This window comes from Pseudomonas sp. MYb193 (genome assembly GCF_002966775.1).
GTDB classification, from domain to species: domain Bacteria; phylum Pseudomonadota; class Gammaproteobacteria; order Pseudomonadales; family Pseudomonadaceae; genus Aquipseudomonas; species Aquipseudomonas paracarnis.
This window is the reverse complement of record NZ_CP023269.1, coordinates 4,960,727-4,977,307: the sequence shown is the minus strand read 5'-3', so window position 1 is coordinate 4,977,307 and position 16,581 is coordinate 4,960,727. Positions and strand designations below refer to the sequence as shown.

The 16,581-nt window shown below is 60.5% G+C and carries 13 protein-coding genes and 2 tRNA genes; 7 read left to right on the top strand and 8 right to left on the bottom strand.

The window, feature by feature from the left end:
• Nucleotides 1–103: 103 nt before the first annotated feature.
• Together CLM72_RS22725 and recJ are read left to right on the top strand one after the other, a co-directional pair.
• The gene (locus CLM72_RS22725; RefSeq protein ID WP_003193952.1) at nt 104–646 is read left to right on the top strand and encodes a YaeQ family protein; all 543 of its coding nucleotides are present in this window, start codon (nt 104–106) and stop codon (nt 644–646) included.
• A gap of 157 nt (nt 647–803) precedes the next feature.
• The gene (gene recJ, locus CLM72_RS22720; RefSeq protein ID WP_058409961.1) at nt 804–2,513 is read left to right on the top strand and encodes a single-stranded-DNA-specific exonuclease RecJ; all 1,710 of its coding nucleotides are present in this window, start codon (nt 804–806) and stop codon (nt 2,511–2,513) included.
• Nucleotides 2,514–2,648: 135 nt separating this feature from the next.
• Here the strand turns inward: recJ and CLM72_RS22715 are convergent, their stop codons facing one another.
• The 4 genes from CLM72_RS22715 to CLM72_RS22700 all read right to left on the bottom strand — a co-directional run bounded on the left by CLM72_RS22715 (nt 2,649) and on the right by CLM72_RS22700 (nt 7,179).
• Complete coding sequence (locus tag CLM72_RS22715; RefSeq protein ID WP_034128631.1) at nt 2,649–3,929, bottom strand: virulence factor family protein; 1,281 nt, start codon at nt 3,927–3,929, stop codon at nt 2,649–2,651.
• Nucleotides 3,929–6,571: a bifunctional lysylphosphatidylglycerol flippase/synthetase MprF gene (mprF, locus tag CLM72_RS22710; protein ID WP_014719775.1), complete on the bottom strand. Its 2,643-nt coding sequence runs from the start codon at nt 6,569–6,571 to the stop codon at nt 3,929–3,931. Before mprF ends, CLM72_RS22715 begins: the two co-directional genes overlap by 1 nt.
• A gap of 279 nt (nt 6,572–6,850) precedes the next feature.
• Nucleotides 6,851–6,927: transfer RNA gene (locus CLM72_RS22705), tRNA-Met, on the bottom strand.
• Between the two features lie 175 nt (nt 6,928–7,102).
• A tRNA-Met gene (locus CLM72_RS22700) sits at nt 7,103–7,179 on the bottom strand.
• Between the two features lie 278 nt (nt 7,180–7,457).
• On the opposite strand from CLM72_RS22700, the gene dinB reads away from it, so the two are divergent.
• Complete coding sequence (gene dinB, locus CLM72_RS22695; protein ID WP_105228292.1) at nt 7,458–8,516, top strand: DNA polymerase IV; 1,059 nt, start codon at nt 7,458–7,460, stop codon at nt 8,514–8,516.
• Nucleotides 8,517–8,645: 129 nt separating this feature from the next.
• Here the strand turns inward: dinB and CLM72_RS22690 are convergent, their stop codons facing one another.
• The 4 genes from CLM72_RS22690 to CLM72_RS22675 all read right to left on the bottom strand — a co-directional run bounded on the left by CLM72_RS22690 (nt 8,646) and on the right by CLM72_RS22675 (nt 13,423).
• Nucleotides 8,646–9,599, bottom strand: coding sequence for a hypothetical protein (locus CLM72_RS22690; RefSeq protein ID WP_105228290.1), 954 nt, complete (start codon nt 9,597–9,599; stop codon nt 8,646–8,648).
• Nucleotides 9,600–9,619: 20 nt separating this feature from the next.
• The gene (locus CLM72_RS22685) at nt 9,620–11,335 is read right to left on the bottom strand and encodes a proline--tRNA ligase (protein WP_034128629.1); all 1,716 of its coding nucleotides are present in this window, start codon (nt 11,333–11,335) and stop codon (nt 9,620–9,622) included.
• A gap of 197 nt (nt 11,336–11,532) precedes the next feature.
• A complete protein-coding gene (locus CLM72_RS22680) occupies nt 11,533–13,065 on the bottom strand; it encodes an AmpG family muropeptide MFS transporter (protein WP_105228288.1) in 1,533 nt (510 codons plus the stop codon).
• A 43-nt stretch (nt 13,066–13,108) separates the two neighbouring features.
• Entirely contained in the window at nt 13,109–13,423 is a 315-nt protein-coding gene (locus CLM72_RS22675; protein ID WP_054897670.1) for an MGMT family protein, read from the bottom strand.
• A gap of 194 nt (nt 13,424–13,617) precedes the next feature.
• Between CLM72_RS22675 and CLM72_RS22670 the strand changes: the two genes are divergently transcribed.
• The 4 genes from CLM72_RS22670 (at nt 13,618) to CLM72_RS22655 (ending at nt 16,544) form a co-directional block, all read left to right on the top strand.
• On the top strand, nt 13,618–14,625 hold the full coding sequence (locus CLM72_RS22670; protein WP_105228286.1) for a DUF481 domain-containing protein: 1,008 nt from the start codon (nt 13,618–13,620) through the stop codon (nt 14,623–14,625).
• A 103-nt stretch (nt 14,626–14,728) separates the two neighbouring features.
• Nucleotides 14,729–15,460, top strand: a complete 732-nt coding sequence (locus CLM72_RS22665; protein WP_105228284.1) for a HugZ family protein — start codon at nt 14,729–14,731, stop codon at nt 15,458–15,460.
• A 66-nt stretch (nt 15,461–15,526) separates the two neighbouring features.
• A complete protein-coding gene (locus CLM72_RS22660) occupies nt 15,527–16,003 on the top strand; it encodes an FxsA family protein (protein WP_105228282.1) in 477 nt (158 codons plus the stop codon).
• Between the two features lie 247 nt (nt 16,004–16,250).
• A complete protein-coding gene (locus CLM72_RS22655) occupies nt 16,251–16,544 on the top strand; it encodes a co-chaperone GroES (protein WP_105228280.1) in 294 nt (97 codons plus the stop codon).
• Nucleotides 16,545–16,581: the final 37 nt, after the last annotated feature.

Sequence of the window (16,581 nt, the reverse complement as noted above, 5' to 3'; positions counted from 1 at the left end):
GCTTTTTAACATAGGCGAGCCGCGCGGATGCAGCGCAGTATTCGTTCAATGCCCTCGCCATCGGTTAGACTGGCCGCCTTTCCTTGTCTTTAGAAGCCCGTTCATGGCCCAGCCGTCCACGACCTACAAATTCGAACTCAACCTCACCGACCTCGACCGCTCGGTGTACGAGAGCGTCAAACAGACCATCGCGCGCCACCCTTCGGAAACCGAAGAGCGCATGACCGTGCGCCTGCTGGCCTACGCCCTCTGGTACAACGAGCAATTGGCGTTCGGGCGTGGCCTGTCGGATGTAGATGAACCGGCCCTGTGGGAAAAAAGCCTGGATGATCGGGTTTTGCACTGGATCGAAGTCGGCCAGCCGGATGCCGACCGCCTGACCTGGTGCTCGCGCCGCACCGAGCGCACCAGCCTGCTGGCCTATGGCAGCCTGCGCGTGTGGGAAGGCAAGGTGGTGCCGGTGGCCAACAACCTGAAAAACGTGCACATCGCTGCCGTGCCCCAGGAAGTGTTGGAGACCCTGGCCAAGGACATGCCGCGGGTGATCAAGTGGGACGTGATGATCAGCGAAGGCACGATCTTTGTGACCGATGACCGTGGCCAGCATGAAGTGCAACTGCAATGGCTGGTCGGCGAGCGCGGTTGAAAAGGTGGGAGCTGGCTTGCCTGCGATGGCATCCACTCGGCGTGCCTGATGTACCGAGTCGTATGCATCGCAGGCAAGCCAACTCCCACACTTGATATTTGTTGCGTTCACTATCTGTGTTTAACCGATGTATTAGAAGAGAAGCTCCCGTCACCCCATGCGTATCGATCCCCGCCCATTGCCCGCCGTCCTGCCTTTTCTCGGTGAACTGCCGCCGCTGTTGACCCGCCTTTACGCCGCACGCGGGGTGCAGTCGGAGGCCGAGCTGGACAAGAGCCTGGCGCGGTTGATTCCCTATCAGCAGCTCAAGGGCATCGACGCCGCGGTGGATTTGCTGGTGACGGCCCTGGAGCAGCGTCAGCGCATCCTGATCGTCGGTGACTTCGACGCCGATGGCGCCACGGCGAGCACCGTAGGCACCCTGGGCCTGCGTTTGCTCGGCGCGGCCCATGTCGATTACCTGGTGCCCAACCGCTTCGAATACGGCTACGGCCTGACCCCGGAAATCGTCGCGGTGGCGCTGGAGCGCGAGCCGCAGTTGCTGATCACCGTGGACAACGGTATCTCCAGCGTCGAAGGCGTGGCGGCGGCGAAAGCGGCAGGGTTGCAAGTGCTGGTCACCGACCACCACCTGCCCGGCGATGAACTGCCGGCCGCCGACGCCATCGTCAATCCGAACCAGCCTGGCTGTACGTTTCCCAGCAAGGCCCTGGCCGGTGTCGGCGTGATCTTTTACGTGCTGATGGCCCTGCGCGCGCGCTTGCGCAGCCTGGGTTGGTATGACAGCAAGCCCCAGCCGAACATCGGTGAACTGCTCGACCTCGTGGCCCTGGGCAGCGTCGCTGACGTGGTGCCGCTGGACGCCAACAACCGCATCCTCGTGCACCAGGGCCTGGAGCGTATTCGTGCCGGTCGGGCGCGGCCGGGCATCAAGGCGATCCTGGAAGTGGCCAAGCGTGATCATGCGCGTATCACCTCCACCGACCTGGGTTTTATCCTCGGCCCGCGCCTGAATGCCGCCGGACGCCTGGATGATATGAGCCTGGGCATCGAATGCCTGCTCACCACGGACTTCGCCGCCGCACGGGAAATGGCTGCGCAACTGGACGGCATGAACCAGGACCGTAAGTCCATCGAACAAGGTATGCAGCGCGAGGCCCTGGCCCAGCTCAAGGATCTGCCGGTGGAGTCGATGCCGTACGGCTTGTGCCTGTTTGATCCGGAGTGGCACCAAGGGGTGATCGGGATCCTCGCGTCACGTATGAAGGAGCGTTATTTCCGCCCGACCATCGCCTTCGCCGATGCCGGTGATGGCCTGCTCAAGGGCTCTGGACGCTCGGTGCAAGGCTTTCATATCCGCGATGCGCTGGCGGTCGTCGCCAGCCAGCACCCCAACCTGATCACCAAGTACGGCGGCCACGCCATGGCGGCGGGGCTGACCTTGCCCGAGGCCAACTTCCCGTTGTTTGCGCAAGCCTTCGATGCCGAAGTGCGCCGGCAACTGCGCGAAGAAGACCTCACCGGTCGCCTGCTTTCAGACGGCACCCTGGCGGTGGAAGAGTTTCACCTGGAACTGGCCCGGGCCCTGCGCCATGCCGGCCCGTGGGGGCAGCACTTTCCCGAGCCGTTGTTTCACGGGGTATTCCAGTTGGTGGAGCAGCGGGTGGTGGGTGAGCGGCATTTGAAAGTGGTGCTCAAGAGCGAATGCGGGTCGGTGAAGCTCGATGGCATCGCCTTTGGTGTGGACCGCGAAGTGTGGCCAAACCCGACGGTGCGTTGGGTGGAATTGGCCTACAAGCTGGATGTGAATGAGTTTCGTGGCAATGAAACGGTGCAACTGATGATTGCGCACATCGAACCGCGCTAGTTTTCATCAACACCACGTACCACTGTGGGAGCGGGCTTGCCCGCGATGACGGAGTGTCAGTCAACGCTACTGTGACTGAGCCAGCGCTATCGCGGGCAAGCCCGCTCCCACATTGGGTCTTAGGTTAAGCTGGAGTTATTCAGCTTTGGCCTGATGCTTGACGATAATATCCACCAACCGCTTGGCTAGCGCCGGGTAGTTCTCATCGAAGTGATGCCCGCCCGGCAGCTTCATGGCTTCACCCACGGCGGTCTTGTCGGTGCAGCCACTCTCGTCGACTTCTTCGGCGCCGTAGATGCACACCACTTTCTCTGGCGGCAGCTTGGCCATTTCCGGGCCGGTGGCGGCCTCTTTGCCGGCGTTGCCGAGCCAGCCTTCCACTTCGATTTCAAAGCTGCCGGTACGGGCGAAGGCCAGCAGGATGATCGCGTCCACCCGTTGCTGTTCGTTCTCTGGCATACGGTTGTAGATCGCCGGCAATACGTCGGCGCCGAACGAGTAACCGGTCAGCACGAAGCGCTTGGTGCCCCACTTTTGCCGGTAGTGTTGCATCAGCTCGGTGAGGTCCTTGGCGCTTTGCTCCGGCGTCTTGTGCTGCCAGTAGTAGCGCAGGGTGTCGATGCCCACCACCGGGTAGCCGATCTTCGCCATCTCGCCCGCCACGTCGCGGTCCAGGTCGCGCCAGCCGCCGTCACCGGAGAGGAACAGGGTCACGGTGTCCTTGGCTTGGCCGGCAGGCACTTCCACCACCGGAATCGCCAGGCCGCCATTGTCCGAACCGACCAGTTGCTTGCGCAGTTCGTTATTCAGCACCTGTGGGTAATGAATGTCGTAGTCGCTGATGCTGGTGGTGGCGCGCGGTGTGTCGCGTACGAAACTGGCGCTTTCATCGTCGGGGTTATCGTTCCACGCCACCAGCCAGCTGCCATGGGCGGCGGTTTTCGGCAGCGGGTCGTTGCAGCCTTCCTGTTTCAGGGCGAAGCCCACGGAGATGGCGTTGGCCTTGTCGTCGTTCTGGGTGGCCAGCCAGCGCCAGGCGAGTGCGGCGCCAGGGCCGATGCCGCTGACCAGGGTTGCCGGGCCTTTCAGCTGGGCCAGGGCGCCTTGCAGGGCTTTTTCCTGCAGTGCGCAGTCATCTTTTGGCAGCACCACCTGAACCAGTTGCGCTGAACCGCCCTGGCTCAGGGCAATCAGCTGGCTGTCGGTCAGGGTTTCGTCGGCCATCACCGCCACGGCCACGCGGGCTTTTGCGTTGCTTGCCGGGGTTACGCGGGTCATTACCGAACCGTCGGCCTGGGGCAAGTGCTCCAGGGTCGGTTGCGGGGCAGGGCGGTTCCAGTACCAGAAGCCACCCGCCGCGATCAGCGCAAGCAGCACCACTAAAGCCAATACATACCGCCAGGAGCGTCGAATCATCAGCGTTTCACCAATCCAGTCAAGCCGCCCGCGATCAGGGCGGCGGTATCGGCCAATGCCACCAGCGGATCCAGTCCTGCGGGCACGGCCATGTAACGGGGTTCCCAGTCGGGCTGGAACTTGTCTTTGAAGCGGCGCAAACCTTGGAAGTTATACAGTTGCTCGCCACGGCGGAACACCATCGAGCCCAGGCGCTGGGTCAGCGGTGCGCCACGGCGCGGTTGCAAGCCCGACAACGGCACCATGCCGAGGCTGAAGCGCGCGTAGTCGTGGCTCTTATAGTGTTGAATCAGGCCCACCATCATGAACTCCATGGTCAACTTGGGCGCGTCCGGGTGGGCACGCATCAGGTCGAGGCTGGCCAGATCATGATTGTAGGTTTCGAGCAAATTGGCGAAGGCCACCGGGCGTCCTTCGAAGCGAATGATCGCGATACGAAAGTGCTTGAGGTAGTCATCGCTGAAACGGCCCAGGGAGAAGCCCTTTTCCCGCACATTCTTACCTGTAAGCCAGGCATCGGAGATGACTTTTAATTCATCCATCGGCGCCTTGCCCGGTTCGCAGATTTCCAGGGACAGGCCGTCCCGGGTGCCACGGTTCCAGGTGTAGCGCAAATCCTTCATTTCTTTGCCCTTGGCTTCCAGGTCAAAGCGTTTCAGGTCGACGCGGGCTTCTTCACCCAGTTTGATCGCGGTGAGGCCGATGTCCATGTAATACGGCAGGTTTTCGGCGCGTACCTGGTAGAACACCGGACGGGCGTGGTGGATGTCGCACAGGTCACGGAACTGCCAGATCATCTCGGCGCGCGGTTGGGTCGGGCCGATCGGGTCGTACAAAGCCACCAGGCTACGCCCGCGTCGGGCATACATCAGGAAGGCTTCATCGTTGGGGTGAAACAGCAGCGCCTTGTCGCCGGTGAGCGCCAGGCCGCCGTCGGGTTGGGACGAGGCCATCAGGATCTTGCTGGCGCGCTCCAGTTCTTCCGGGGTCGGCAGGTGGATGACCGGGCGTGCCGTGCGCAGCAGCCAGGTCAGCGACACGATCACCAGCAACACGGCGGCGCCGAGCAGCGAACGCAAACCACGCGGGGCGTTGGCGTCGAGGGTGAACTGCCACCAGAGTTGGTGACTGTAGGGCACGTCCTGATAGGCAAACAGCAGCAGCCAGATCGAGGCGCCGAGCACACAGACACTGGCCACCAGGTACAGCGGCGAAAACGGCAACTCGGTCAGGCGACTGGCGCGGTAGAACGAGCGCCGGAAGATGGCCAGCAGCACTGCGGTCATGGTCATCAGGCTGGCTTCTTCCCAGTCGAAGCCTTTAAGCAGCGAGAGCAGGGCGCCAACCAGCAGCAACACCATGGTCAGCATCCAGGCGGCCGACAACCGCCGGCGCAGGCCCTGGGCGAGCAACAGGCATAACACGCCGATCAGGCTGGCACCGAAGTGCGACGCGTCAATCAGACGATGGGGAATCAGGAAGCCGATGTTTTCCAGGCGCGAGTCGATCTCTGGCGTGGCGCCGGAAAACAGCAGGACCACGCCGGACAAAAAAACCAGGACGGCCAATACTGGCGCTGCCAGCCCCGACGCTACCCGCAGGCTTTGCTGGGTCTGGAACAGGCGCTGGGCCTCGTTGACCAGCAGGAATACACAGGCGATCAACAGTGGCAGCACCACGTAGATCATGCGGTACAGCAGCAAGGCAGCAGCCAGGGGCGCGGCACCGAGTTTGTCGGCAAAGGCCGCCAGCAGGATCGCTTCGAATACGCCCACGCCGCCCGGCACATGGCTGAGCACACCGGCGGCCAGGGCCAGCAGGTACACCAACAGGAACGGGCCGAAGGGCGGCGCTTCCGGCAACAGCAGATACAGCACGGTAGCGGCTGCGGCGACGTCCAGTGCGGTGATGATCAGTTGCAGGAAAGTCAGGCGTCGGCCAGGCAGGCGCAGGGTACGACGCCCGGCCTTGACCAGCAGGTTGTCGGGGTAAGGTTGCTCCGGCAGGCGGCGGCGATAGATGCCGATGCACAGCAGGGCCGACAACAGCAGCACGGCGCCGGCAATGCCGCCGAGCAGGCTTTGCGATAAATGCAGGTAAGTGGAGGCGGCTGGCAAGTTGCTCAACGTGGCCAGCGCGGCTAGCGGCGGCAGCGCACAGCCCAGGGCCAGGCTGGCGAATACAGTCATGTGCGCCACTTCCGAGGCGCCGATGCCATGGCGTGCATATAAACGGTAACGCACCGAACCGCCCGAGAGCATCGACAAACCAATGGCGTTGCCGATAGCAAAGGCGGTGAAGCCACCCAGGGCCAGGGTCTTGGCGGGCAATTGCACGCCGGCATAACGTGCGCCGGAGAATTCATAGCCGAGCAGGATCACAAAACCGGCGACTGCCGCCGCAAAGGCCCCCAATAGCGCAGGCTTGGGCACTTCCAGGATCGAATCGTGCAGGGCGTAGAGGTCCAGCTCCAGCAGCAGGTGCCGGCAGGCGATCAGGGCGATTGCAAACAGCAGGAGCGTCACGGCCAGGCCGATGGGCTGGCGATACTTGCTCAACAGGTCCAGCCACCGCAAACGGGTGGGAGTGATCGGTTGTTCTGCTGTGACGGTGTCTTGTGGTTCAGACGAGTTGGCGCGCATCAATCACCTCGTGGATTGTGCGCGACAGGATGGAGGTATCCAGCCAAGTTACCAATCCCTATGGACAAAATAATTACAAATATTAACGCGGATCACCGGACGCGGCGACTGCGGCCATTGGTCGTAGAGGGGTAGCGCTTAGCATTGAGCATAGCGTGCAATGAGATGGACTCTGCAAACCGTCTACGGTTTCATGAAAGATGCCATGCCATTGTTTCAGAAGAACTTTTTCGTCAGATACAAAAAAGGCCACTCTTTCGAGTAGCCTTTTTTGATGTTTGGTTGCGGGAGCCGGATTTGAACCGACGACCTTCGGGTTATGAGCCCGACGAGCTACCAGACTGCTCCATCCCGCGTCTGTGGGCGGCATTCTACAGCCCAATGGCGGGGTGTCAACCGTTAATGAGCCGATCGCTGAAATAAGCGCTAATTATTCTGAAATCAAGGTGTTGGCCGAATTGTGCAGGTGTGCAGGCGCAAAACGAACACGCACAAAAAAGGCCACTCTTTCGAGTAGCCTTTTTTGATGTTTGGTTGCGGGAGCCGGATTTGAACCGACGACCTTCGGGTTATGAGCCCGACGAGCTACCAGACTGCTCCATCCCGCGTCTGTGTGTCGGCATTCTACAGAGGAACGCGAGTGTGTCAACCTGTGAATCGAAGAAAAGCGCTTTTGCTTCAATCGGTTAGCGCTTGATGAGGGGCTTCTTGAGGGCTTGAAGCCAGACAGGGCAAGGCTTTCAGCTCTATTGGGATGCTGGATTCGATTGAGGAAATATATTCATCTACGAAATTTCCTACCGCTCAGACAGAAGATTCAAACTACTGGTGCTATATACAGGGGTGAGTGCGATACTGGCCACCCGTTGGTTAACACCCCGTTTATATGACGCAGCGCAAAATCATCCACGTCGACTGTGATTGCTTCTACGCCGCCATCGAGATGCGCGACGACCCGAGCCTGGCGCAAAAGCCCTTGGCTGTCGGTGGCTCGGCAGATCGGCGCGGCGTGATCGCCACCTGCAATTATGAGGCGCGGGCGTATGGGGTGCGTTCGGCGATGTCGTCACGTCACGCCCTGAAGCTGTGCCCGGACTTGACCATCGTTAAGCCGCGCATGGATGCCTATAAAGAAGCATCGAAAGAAATTCAGCTTATCTTCCGCGACTACACCGACTTGATCGAGCCGTTGTCGCTGGATGAGGCTTACCTCGACGTGTCTGACAGCCCGCATTTTGGCGGCAGCGCCACGCGTATTGCTCAGGATATTCGGCGCCGGGTCTCCAATCAGTTGCATATCACTGTGTCTGCCGGCGTGGCGCCCAACAAGTTTTTGGCCAAGATCGCCAGCGACTGGAAAAAGCCCAACGGCCTGTTTGTGATCACGCCGGATCAGGTTGAAGAGTTTGTCTCGCAGTTGCGTGTCAGCAAGCTGCATGGCGTTGGCAAGGTCACCGCTGACAAGCTGGCGCGCCTGGGCATCGAAGACTGCCTGCAATTGCGCGACTGGAACAAACTGGCGCTGGTGCGCGAATTCGGCAGTTTTGGCGAGCGCCTCTGGAGCCTGGCCCGTGGGATTGATGACCGTGTGGTGCAAAACGACAGCCGGCGGCAATCCATCAGTGTGGAAAATACCTTCGACGTGGACCTGCCGGATCTTTCAAGTTGCCTGGCGAAGCTGCCGGAACTGATGGAGACCCTGGCCGGGCGCATGGCACGTATCGACAGCAGCTACCGGGCGGGTAAGCCGTTCGTCAAAGTGAAGTTTCATGATTTTACCCAGACGACGCTGGAGCAGGCCGGGGCAGGGCGGGACCTGGAGAGTTATCAGCAATTGATGACCCAGGCGTTCAATCGAGGGGGTAAGCCGGTGCGGTTGTTGGGGATAGGCGTACGGTTGCTGGACCTGAGTGGCGGCAACGAACAGCTCGAGTTTTCCTGGTAGCGGCCCGAAACAACTGTGGGAGCTGGCTTGCCTGCGATAGCAGTGTGTCAGTCACGAATGCTTTAACTGATACACCGCTATCGCAGGCAAGCCAGCTCCCACAGTTTGATCTTCACAGGCATTGCGCGATCAGCGAGCGCCAGGATCTGCGACGAGTCGCCCCCCATCCTTGGTCAACGCCTGCACAAACTCCTGCTGCAACTCCGGATCGTTGCGCGTCAGTTCAATCAGGCTTTGTTCCAGCTCGCTGGCTTCTTCTTCCAGGCCCAGCTCCGACAGGCGTTTGACCCGGTGTACCCACTGGTTCACTTCGTCATCTTCCAGGTCGTCATAGATCAGGGCATGGGCTTCGAGCAGCTTGCTGCGCAGCGTGTTGCTGACCGCCAGGGTCGAGTCGGTATGCACGTCGTCCTGGCCATCCGCCACAGTGATTTTCAGCGTGGTGACGCGGTTCAGGTCCTGCTCGGCAAAGGGGCTGTCCAACAGGTTAAGGCGCAGGATGCCGTTACGGTCGGTGGTCAGCTCATGGGTCTGCTTGCCGGCAGTGACTTGTACCGGGCGCTCGCTCCAGGGCAGGCTCGAATACTCCAGGCGCTTGTCGCGCTGGACTTCATCGATAGCCGCCAGGTTCTGTTGCGCACGGCCGTGGGATTGCACGTTCATGAACGGGTTGATGCCGTCCACGCCGTAGCTCAACCAGTCACGGGTCACGCTCGCGGGCAGGTTGCCGAGGGCGAAGATATTCACCACGTTGGCACCCACGCCCGCCACCAACGCCACGGCACCCAGCGGCATCTCATAGAGTTTGCGCCAGGGCTGGTAGGGCGTGTAGCGATCGTAACGACGGGTGACTTCGAATTCGGTGACCTCGAAGGTCTTCTGCTCATGAATGCGAACCCGGCGTTGCGGCAGCTCCAGCACTTTAGGCTCGCCTACATCGATCTGCAGGCTGTGGTCGAGCAACTTACGCTCGACCCGCTCCTCGTGCTCGCTGCGTTGCGACATCTGATTGGCGCAGCCGCTGACCAGCAGGGCGCCGCACAAGGCGGCGCCCCCCAGGGCTCTGGTGTTTCGCTTGAACATGACTTCTCTTGATCTGGTTTTCAGCGACGAATACGCGCCTGGAGGAAAGACAGCACGTCAGCCACCGGCAACGGTTGGGCTTCGGCTTCGGTCCGGCTCTTGTATTCCAGATTGCCATCGGCCAGGCCGCGGTCACTGACCACGATCCGGTGCGGGATGCCAATCAGTTCCATGTCGGCGAACTTGATGCCCGGGCTGGTTTTCTTGTCGCGGTCATCGAGCAGCACTTCAAAACCGGCAGCGGTCAGTTCCGCGTACAGTTTGTCGGTGGCTTCGCGTACTTGCTCGGTTTCATAGCGCAGTGGCACCAGGGCTACCTGGAACGGCGCCAGGGCGTCACTCCAGATGATGCCTTTCTCGTCGTTGTTCTGCTCGATGGCAGCAGCAACCACGCGGGATACGCCAATGCCGTAGCAGCCCATGTCCAGGGTGATCGGCTTGCCGTTCTCACCCAGTACTTCGCACTTCATCGCCTTGCTGTACTTGTTGCCCAGCTGGAAGATGTGCCCGACTTCGATGCCGCGCTTGATCTCCAGGGTGCCCTTGCCATCCGGGCTCGGGTCGCCGGCCACGACGTTGCGCAGGTCGGCCACGGTCGGAACCGGCAGGTCACGCTCCCAGTTCACGCCGAAGTAGTGCTTGTCGTCGATGTTTGCGCCGATACCGAAGTCGCTCATCAGCTCGACCGAACGGTCGATGATGATCGGCAGCGGCAGGTTCAGCGGGCCCAGGGAGCCGGCACCGGCGCCAATGGCGTCGCGCAGTTCGGCATCGGTGGCCATGACCAGCGGGCTGGCCACGCCAGGTTGCTGGGCGGCCTTGATTTCGTTGAGCTCGTGGTCGCCACGGATCACCAGGGCGATCAGCTTGCCTTCTTCTTCGGCGCGCACGATCAGGGTCTTGATGGTCTTTTCAATCGGCAGATTGAATTTCTCCACCAGGGCCGCGATGGTCTTGGTGTCTGGCGTGTCGACCAGGCGCAGCTCCTCGGTGGGAGCAGGGCGCGAGGTTTCACGTGGTATGGCTTCGGCCTTCTCGATGTTCGCCGCGTAGTCGGAACCGTTGCTGAACACGATATCGTCTTCGCCGGACTCGGCCAGCACGTGGAATTCGTGGGAGCCGGCACCGCCGATGGAGCCGTTGTCCGCTTCAACCGGGCGGAACTTCAGGCCCAGGCGCGTGAACACGTTGCAGTAGGCCTGGTGCATGCGGTCGTAGGTCGCTTGCAGGGAAGCCTGGTCGGCGTGGAACGAATAGGCGTCCTTCATGATGAACTCGCGGCCACGCATCAGACCGAAGCGTGGGCGGATCTCATCACGGAACTTGGTCTGGATCTGATACAGGTTCAGCGGCAACTGCTTATAGCTGCTCAACTCGTTGCGCATCAGGTCGGTGATGACTTCTTCATGGGTCGGGCCGGCGCAGAAATCGCGGCCATGACGGTCCTTGAAGCGCAGCAACTCAGGGCCGTATTCTTCCCAGCGCCCGGATTCCTGCCACAACTCAGCCGGTTGGGTGCTCGGCATCAACACTTCCAGAGAGCCGGCCGCGTTCATTTCTTCACGAACGATGGCTTCGACCTTGCGCATCACCTTCAAGCCCATGGGCAACCAGGTGTACAGGCCCGAGGCCAGTTTGCGGATCATGCCGGCGCGCAGCATCAACTGATGGCTGATTACAACCGCGTCGGAAGGCGTTTCTTTCTGTGTGGCGAGCAAATATTGACTGGTACGCATGGTAGGCCGTTGTCGGTTGCTTGGACTTGAAATGACTTGGGATTGTACGGGCGCTTGTCGCCGGAGTACAGGCGTGAGGTAGCTGGGTGTATCTGTCGTAACCGTCGCTTGTGTGGGAGCTGGCTTGCCTGCGATAGCGGCGTTGGGTTCACCATCGCTATCGCAGGCAAGCCAGCTCCCACATTGACCGAGTCGTATCAGTCTTCCGGCGGGGGATTCAGTCGGGCGCGGCGGTTCTCCTGGAACCAGTGCAGCGCAATCAGGAGCAGCGTCGGCACACCCAGCAGGCAGGTGATCATAAAGAAGTTGTGATAACCGAACTTCTCCACCATCACCCCTGAATAGCCGCCGATCAAACGCGGCAGCAACAGCATGATCGAACTGAGCAGCGCATATTGGGTGGCGGAGAACTTGAGGTTGGTGAGGCTCGACAGGTACGCCACGAACGCCGAAGTGGCCATGCCCGAACTGAAGTTGTCCAGGGAGATGGTGACGATCAACATCTGCAGGTCGGGGCCCATGTCGGCGAGCATCACGAACAGCAGGTTGGTACCGGCCGAGGCCACGCCGCCGATGAACAGGATCGGCAGTATCCCGAACCGCACGATCAACAGGCCGCCCATGCCGGCGCCGAGCAGGGTCATGATCAGGCCGAAGATCTTGCTCACCCCGGCGATCTGGTCCTTGGTGAAACCCTGGTCGATATAGAACACGTTGGCCATGACGCCCATCACCGTGTCGGACATGCGATAGGTGGCAATCAGCCCAAGCAGCAGCAGCGCCTGCCAACGGTAGCGCAGGATAAAGTCGTTGACCGGCGTGAGCACGGGCGCCAGGCCCCGGCGGCCCATGGCTGAAAGGCACAGGGTAGTGAGGATGATATAGAGGATGGCGCGCAGGAACGCGCGGTCTTCCATCAGCAGTTCCCACAGGCTCACGCCCTGAAACAGCACGCTGGCGAAGTCGGTGTTGTAAAGCTGAGTGAACATCGCCGGCACCGAGACCAACAGCACGATCAGCACAAACACCGACACCAACTGGTGCGCGAAACTGTAGCGCCCGGCCTGCAACTGGGTGCGCAGCGGCACATCAGGTTCGCGCATGAGGAAGGTGGTGAGTAACGCCGGCACCATCAACACGCCGAACAGCACATAAGTGCCGGTCCAGGCCGAGTGTTTATAGTTGAAGCCGGTGGAACCAAAGCCTTCGGCAAAGAACAGCGCACCGGCCGTGGCCAGCAGGGCGGCGATGCGATAACCGGACATGTAGCTTGCCGCCAGGGCGGCCTGACGGCTGTCGTCGGCGATTTCCAGGCGGTAGGCATCCACGGCGATGTCTTGCGTGGCCGACGCGAAGGCGACGACCACCGCAATGGCGATCAACCAGGACAGGTGTTTTTGCGGGTCACAAAAGCCCATGCCGATCAATCCGAGGATCACCAGCGATTGGGCCAGCACCAGCCAGGAGCGACGTCGCCCCAGTTTGCCAAGCAACGGCAGGCGCCATTGGTCGAGCAGCGGCGACCAGACCCATTTGAAGGCGTAGGCCAGGCCGATCAGGCTCGCATAGCCAATGGTCTCGCGGGCCACACCGGCTTCACGCAGCCACACCGAAAGCGTCGAAAACACCAACATGTAAGGCATGCCGGCGGCGAAACCGAGCAACAACAGCACTAACGTCGAAGGGCTGGCATAGGCGGCGAGCGCGGCGCGCCAGGTTTTACGGGGCATGGGCTGGAGTCTGCCTCAGATTTGCGGAAACAAAGCGCGCACTCTAACCGCTGTGCTCTACCGGGCGCCAGCCATGACGCTGAATATCAACACGATTGTTCAGGATGGTGACGCCTTCGCTACGTAAACGCGCACGTTGTTCGTCACCCGAGGCACTGCCCACCGGCAAACTTATCCGACCACCGGCAGCCAGCACCCGATGCCAGGGCAACCGCGTGTCTTGCGGCAACTGGCTCAGGGTGCGCCCGACCCAGCGTGCAGCCCGCCCCAAACCGGCCAGGTGGGCCAGCTCGCCGTAACTCACCACGCAGCCTTCGGGCACCTGCGACAACGTCAGGTAGAGGGCGGTGCGGCGCATCTCGGCGGGGCTTTGTGGTGTATCGGCGGGTAGGATCACTGTGGGTATATCCGTTGAGATCGTCGTTGTTTTGTCAGAAACGTCTGTAAACATGACGATGAGTATTGAACTCAATATAAATCCTTGAGTCAGTTCTAGCCATGTAACACTATAACGCCCCTTATTTTCGCCAACCCCGAGTCCCGTACTTGCTTATGTTGTCCAGAACCCTGTTGTGCCTTGCTGTTTTCAGTGCTTCCACGCCCTTGCTCGCCGATACCGTCTGGTTGAAAAACGGTGACCGGCTCACCGGCAAGATCAAAGTCTTCGACGGTGGCAAGTTGCTGATCCAAACCGACTACGCAGGCTCCATTCCGGTGGACTGGAAACAGGTCAAAACCCTGGAAAGCGACCAGGAACTGCTGGTCAAGCAGGACGCCTACAGCGGTGAAAAGGCCAAGTCCTTGCAGGCATCGGATGACGGCAAGGTGGTGCTGGCCAATGGCGAGGCGCCCAAGACGGTGGAACTGGCAAGTATCCAACAGATCATGAAGCCCAAGCCCGTGATCGAAGACCTGGTGTGGAAGGGCAACGTCGACCTGGCGCTGGACTACAAGCGCGCGGACAAAGACACCAACGACTACGACATCGACTTCAAGACCTCGGCCCGTCACGGCCAGTGGCGTCATACGGGCAAGGGCGAATACAACCGCGAGTTCCAGGACGACGTCACCACCACCGATAACTGGGCGCTGGAGTACAACCTGGACCGCTTCATCACCGAGCACTGGTTCTGGCAGGGCCGCCTGACCTACAAGCGCGACAAGGTCGAAGACCTGGCTCGCCAGCGCGTTGTCGGTACTGGTCCTGGCTATCAGTTCTGGGACGATGAACTGGGGGCGTTCTCCCTCGGTTCGCTGGTCAACCGCACCGATTATGAATATGCCGACGGCGGCAAGGACAACTTCTATTCCCTGGCTATGAAGTGGAACTACAACCGCTACCTGGTGGGCAAGACCGTCGAGTTCTTCACCAACGGCGAATTGGGCAAACCCCTTGCCGGGCCGGCCGAGTATTCCCTGGATGCGGAAATGGGCTTGCGCTACAAGGTCACCGAGTGGGCCTCGCTCAACTTGAAGGCTGAGCGCAACGAGGTCAGCGGCAGTTCCGAGAGCAGCCTGAGCAAGACTCGCTACACCGCCGGCTTCGGTGTGGCCTGGTAAAAGCTGCGTCGGCCACTCTGGCAACCTGCGCAGATATTGATTACCTTGTGTTGAGATCCATTCCCATATGCCATGGGCCGCGGAACACCCGAGGAGTCATCTATTGAGCACGCAGGTTGCCAAGAACGCCCGAGAGCTGTTGCTCAAGGAATACCGTGGGGCGCTCGCCACACAGTCCAAAGCCATGCCCGGCTTTCCCTTTGGCTCGGTGGTGCCCTACTGCCTGGACGAGCAGGGCCGCCCGCTGATCCTGATCAGCCGCATTGCCCAGCACACCCATAACCTGCAAAAAGATCCCAAGTGTTCGCTGTTGGTGGGTGAGCGCGAGGCCGATGATGTGCAAGCCGTGGGGCGCCTGACCTACCTGGCCGAAGCCGAGAAGCTTGAAGACGCCGCCGCCATCGAAGCTGCGGCCGAGCGCTACTACCGCTACTTCCCTGATTCGGCCAACTACCACAAGGCCCACGATTTCGATTTCTGGGTGCTTAAACCGGTGCGCCACCGTTATATCGGTGGGTTTGGCGCGATCCATTGGGTCGACCAGTTGACCTTGGCCAACCCGTTTGCGGGCAAGGCCGAGCGCAGCATGATCGAGCACATGAACAGTGATCACACCAAGGCCATCGCCCATTACGTCGACCTCGGCGGTTTGCCGACCAGCGAGCCAGCACAACTGGCCGGCATCGACAGCGAAGGCATGCACTTGCGTATCGGCCAATCCTTGCACTGGTTATCTTTCGAGACGCCTTGCAACACACCGACACAAGTACGCGAAGCCCTGGTTTCATTGGCTCACGCCGAGGCGTGGCCGAAAAAAACCACGGTTGACGCTTGAATTTACACAACGGCGACGTCATCTAAGGTGGACTGGCAAGGCATTCTTGCGTTGAGGAACCATTTGATGCGCCCTTTTTTATTGCTCTTTCTGCTGTTCCCGGTGCTGGAGCTGTTCGTATTCGTTAAAGTCAGCGGTGCGATCGGGTTTTTCCCCGCGCTGTTGCTGATCATCGTAGGCTCCATGCTCGGCGTCCTGGTGCTGCGTGTCGCCGGCCTGGCGACCGCGCTGCGTGCCCGTGAAAGCCTGAACCGCGGCGAACTGCCGGCCCAGACCATGCTTGAGGGCCTGATGATGGCCCTGGCCGGTGGCTTGCTGATCCTGCCGGGCTTTATCAGCGACGTGCTTGGCCTGGTGCTGTTGCTGCCATTCACCCGCAAGCTGCTGGCCGGCAAAATGCGCCAGCGTGCTGAAGGGGCCGCCATGCGCCAGCGTGCGTTCGCCGATGACCTGCAACCCCGTGGCGGTCCGGCTCCGCGCCAACCCCTGGGGCGTGAAGGTGATGTGATCGAAGGCGAGTTCGAACACCGCGACAACAAATAACCGCTTCACCGGCACGGCACCTTCGGGTGCCGTGTTGCATTTACCCTTGAGCCGACACAAAAAATTTCATCCCCGGCCCCTTGTAATAAGCCTGGGCGCCCTTATGTAACGGTCACCGCAAGGTTTCTGGTGGTGACATCAGACAGACTTCCGCGTCTCGCCCAGCGAGCCGCGACCGGCACCGCCGGAATTTAACCCGCCGGAATTGACACCGGCCGATGAAAAACACAATTAGGAGAGATCGACAATGAAGCTTCGTCCTCTGCACGACCGCGTCGTAATCCGTCGCAGCGAAGAAGAAAAGAAAACCGCTGGCGGGATCGTTCTGCCAGGTTCGGCTGCTGAAAAAGCCAACCACGGTGTAATCGTCGCTGCTGGCCCAGGCAAAACCCTGGAGAACGGTGATGTACGCGCACTGGCCGTGAAAGTGGGTGACAAGGTTGTTTTCGGCCCTTACTCCGGTAGCAACACTGTGAAAGTAGACGGCGAAGACCTGCTGGTCATGGGTGAGAGCGAAATTCTCGCCATTCTGGAAGACTGATTTCCTCGCTAATTTTCCCGTTACTACAAAGTATTTA

Bases quoted from the DNA above. Each gene is read 5' to 3' on its own strand.
- CLM72_RS22725 (WP_003193952.1), top strand. From the start codon at position 104: ATGGCCCAGCCGTCCACGACCTACAAATTCGAACTCAACCTCACCGAC.
- recJ (WP_058409961.1), top strand. From the start codon at position 804: ATGCGTATCGATCCCCGCCCATTGCCCGCCGTCCTGCCTTTTCTCGGT.
- CLM72_RS22715 (WP_034128631.1), bottom strand. From the start codon at position 3,929: ATGATTCGACGCTCCTGGCGGTATGTATTGGCTTTAGTGGTGCTGCTT.
- mprF (WP_014719775.1), bottom strand. From the start codon at position 6,571: ATGCGCGCCAACTCGTCTGAACCACAAGACACCGTCACAGCAGAACAA.
- dinB (WP_105228292.1), top strand. From the start codon at position 7,458: ATGACGCAGCGCAAAATCATCCACGTCGACTGTGATTGCTTCTACGCC.
- CLM72_RS22690 (WP_105228290.1), bottom strand. From the start codon at position 9,599: ATGTTCAAGCGAAACACCAGAGCCCTGGGGGGCGCCGCCTTGTGCGGC.
- CLM72_RS22685 (WP_034128629.1), bottom strand. From the start codon at position 11,335: ATGCGTACCAGTCAATATTTGCTCGCCACACAGAAAGAAACGCCTTCC.
- CLM72_RS22680 (WP_105228288.1), bottom strand. From the start codon at position 13,065: ATGCCCCGTAAAACCTGGCGCGCCGCGCTCGCCGCCTATGCCAGCCCT.
- CLM72_RS22675 (WP_054897670.1), bottom strand. From the start codon at position 13,423: ATGCGCCGCACCGCCCTCTACCTGACGTTGTCGCAGGTGCCCGAAGGC.
- CLM72_RS22670 (WP_105228286.1), top strand. From the start codon at position 13,618: ATGTTGTCCAGAACCCTGTTGTGCCTTGCTGTTTTCAGTGCTTCCACG.
- CLM72_RS22660 (WP_105228282.1), top strand. From the start codon at position 15,527: ATGCGCCCTTTTTTATTGCTCTTTCTGCTGTTCCCGGTGCTGGAGCTG.
- CLM72_RS22655 (WP_105228280.1), top strand. From the start codon at position 16,251: ATGAAGCTTCGTCCTCTGCACGACCGCGTCGTAATCCGTCGCAGCGAA.